Source organism: Halomonas sp. AOP7-B1-5 (assembly GCF_052353045.1).
GTDB lineage: Bacteria > Pseudomonadota > Gammaproteobacteria > Pseudomonadales > Halomonadaceae > Vreelandella > Vreelandella colorata.
In genome coordinates this window covers 1-3,220 of record NZ_JBQTDC010000087.1, presented here as the reverse complement: position 1 = coordinate 3,220, position 3,220 = coordinate 1, and the positions used below count along the sequence as shown (strand labels likewise).

Annotated in this window: 2 rRNA genes; both read left to right on the top strand. The window is 53.9% G+C overall.

Going from position 1 to position 3,220, the window contains the following annotated elements:
* The first annotated feature begins 85 nt into the window (after positions 1–85).
* Positions 86–2,978, top strand: a 23S ribosomal RNA gene (locus tag ACT3XD_RS19375).
* Positions 2,979–3,103: 125 nt separating this feature from the next.
* Positions 3,104–3,219: ribosomal RNA gene (gene rrf, locus ACT3XD_RS19370) — 5S ribosomal RNA — on the top strand.
* Position 3,220: the final 1 nt, after the last annotated feature.

Genomic DNA, 3,220 nt, shown 5'->3' with positions numbered 1-3,220 from the left:
ATCTCGATATGCAATTGTTTTGTGATACGTCTCAAGCGTATCCGGCAATCGTTAACATTGCGATCCAGACTCCTTCGGGTTATAGGGTCAAGCAATGAAGCGCACACGGTGGATGCCTAGGCAGCCAGAGGCGATGAAAGACGTGGTAGCCTGCGATAAGGTTCGGTGAGGTGGCAACAACCTGTGACCCGGACATCTCTGAATGGGGAAACCCACTGACCATAAGGTCAGTATCATGCACTGAATACATAGGTGTATGAGGCGAACCAGGGGAACTGAAACATCTAAGTACCCTGAGGAAAAGAAATCAACCGAGATTCCCCTAGTAGCGGCGAGCGAACGGGGACCAGCCCTTAAGCATGTGACTGATTAGACGAACAGATTGGGAAGTCTGGCCGTAGCGGGTGATAGCCCCGTAGTCGAAAATCTGATCATGTGAAATCGAGTAGGTCGGGGCACGAGAAACCTTGACTGAAGACGGGGGGACCATCCTCCAAGGCTAAATACTCCTGGCTGACCGATAGTGAACCAGTACCGTGAGGGAAAGGCGAAAAGAACCCCGGAGAGGGGAGTGAAATAGATCCTGAAACCGTGTGCGTACAAGCAGTAGGAGCAGACTTGTTCTGTGACTGCGTACCTTTTGTATAATGGGTCAGCGACTTATATTCAGTGGCGAGGTTAACCGTATAGGGGAGCCGTAGGGAAACCGAGTCTTAACTGGGCGACACAGTCGCTGGATATAGACCCGAAACCGGGCGATCTATCCATGAGCAGGGTGAAGGTTGAGTAACATCAACTGGAGGCCCGAACCAGGATCTGTTGAAAAAGATTTGGATGACTTGTGGATCGGAGTGAAAGGCTAATCAAGCCCGGAGATAGCTGGTTCTCCTCGAAAGCTATTTAGGTAGCGCCTCACGTATCACCGCCGGGGGTAGAGCACTGTTTCGGCTAGGGGGTCATCCCGACTTACCAACCCGAGGCAAACTCCGAATACCGGTGAGTGCAAGCGTGGGAGACACACGGCGGGTGCTAACGTCCGTCGTGAAAAGGGAAACAACCCAGACCGTCAGCTAAGGTCCCCAAATCCTGGTTAAGTGGGAAACGATGTGGGAAGGCTCAGACAGCTAGGAGGTTGGCTTAGAAGCAGCCATCCTTTAAAGAAAGCGTAATAGCTCACTAGTCGAGTCGGCCTGCGCGGAAGATGTAACGGGGCTAAACCAGGTACCGAAGCTACGGGTTCATCCTTTAGGATGAGCGGTAGAGGAGCGTCGTGTAAGCCAATGAAGGTGAGTTGAGAAGCTTGCTGGAGGTATCACGAGTGCGAATGCTGACATGAGTAACGATAAGGGGAGTGAAAAACTCCCCCGCCGGAAGACCAAGGTTTTCTGTTCGATGCTAATCAGAGCAGAGTGAGTCGGCCCCTAAGGCGAGGCGGAAACGCGTAGTCGATGGGAAACGGGCTAATATTCCCGTACCGGACATAATTGCGATGGGGGGACGGAGAAGGCTAGGTGAGCCAGGCGTTGGTTGTCCTGGTGAAAGTCAGTAGGCTTGGGTCTTAGGTAAATCCGGGACCCTTTAAGGCCGAGAGACGAGACGAACTGACCACGGTCAGGAAGTCATTGATGCCACGCTTCCAGGAAAAGCCTCTAAGCTTCAGATTATGTGCGACCGTACCCCAAACCGACACAGGTGGTCAGGGTGAGAATCCCAAGGCGCTTGAGAGAACTCGGGTGAAGGAACTAGGCAAAATGGTGCCGTAACTTCGGGAGAAGGCACGCCGGCATAGGGTGATGAGACTTGCTCTCTAAGCCCGAACCGGTCGAAGATACCAGGTGGCTGCAACTGTTTATTAAAAACACAGCACTCTGCTAACGCGCAAGCGGACGTATAGGGTGTGACGCCTGCCCGGTGCCGGAAGGTTAAATGATGGTGTTAGCCCTCGGGCGAAGCTCTTGATTGAAGCCCCGGTAAACGGCGGCCGTAACTATAACGGTCCTAAGGTAGCGAAATTCCTTGTCGGGTAAGTTCCGACCTGCACGAATGGCGTAATGATGGCCACGCTGTCTCCACCCGAGACTCAGTGAAATTGAAATCGCCGTGAAGATGCGGTGTACCCGCGGCTAGACGGAAAGACCCCGTGAACCTTTACTATAGCTTCACACTGGACGCTGATGTTGCCTGTGTAGGATAGCTGGGAGGCTTTGAACTTCGGACGCCAGTTCGAAGGGAGCCAACCTTGAAATACCAGCCTGGCATCATTGGCGTTCTCACTCAGGTCCGTTATCCGGATCGAGGACAGTGTGTGGTGGGTAGTTTGACTGGGGCGGTCTCCTCCCAAAGAGTAACGGAGGAGCACGAAGGTACCCTCAGCACGGTCGGACATCGTGCATTGAGTGCAAGAGCATAAGGGTGCTTGACTGCGAGACAGACACGTCGAGCAGGTGCGAAAGCAGGTTCTAGTGATCCGGTGGTTCTGTATGGAAGGGCCATCGCTCAACGGATAAAAGGTACTCCGGGGATAACAGGCTGATACCGCCCAAGAGTTCACATCGACGGCGGTGTTTGGCACCTCGATGTCGGCTCATCACATCCTGGGGCTGAAGTCGGTCCCAAGGGTATGGCTGTTCGCCATTTAAAGTGGTACGCGAGCTGGGTTTAGAACGTCGTGAGACAGTTCGGTCCCTATCTGCCGTGGGCGTTGGATGTTTGAGAAGAGCTGCTCCTAGTACGAGAGGACCGGAGTGGACGACCCTCTGGTGTTCCGGTTGTCACGCCAGTGGCATTGCCGGGTAGCTATGGTCGGACGGGATAACCGCTGAAAGCATCTAAGCGGGAAGCCCCCTTCAAGATGAGACATCCCTGAGGCCTAGAGCCTCCTGAAGGGCCCAGCGAGACCAGCTGGTTGATAGGCACGGTGTGGACGCACTGCAAGGTGTTGAGCTAACGTGTACTAATGGCCCGTGAGGCTTGACCCTATAACACCCAAGGGGTCTGGTCGCAGTGATAACGATGAGTACCGGATACGCGCGCTGAGCGAGAAAACCGCTTGGCACGAGAGACGACACAAAATACGTCAGCATGATAGACATTGAAAGTTACGCCTGACGACCATAGCGAGCGTGAACCACCTGATCCCTTGCCGAACTCAGTAGTGAAACCGCTTAGCGCCGATGGTAGTGTGGGGTCTCCCCATGCGAGAGTAGGTCATCGTCAGGCA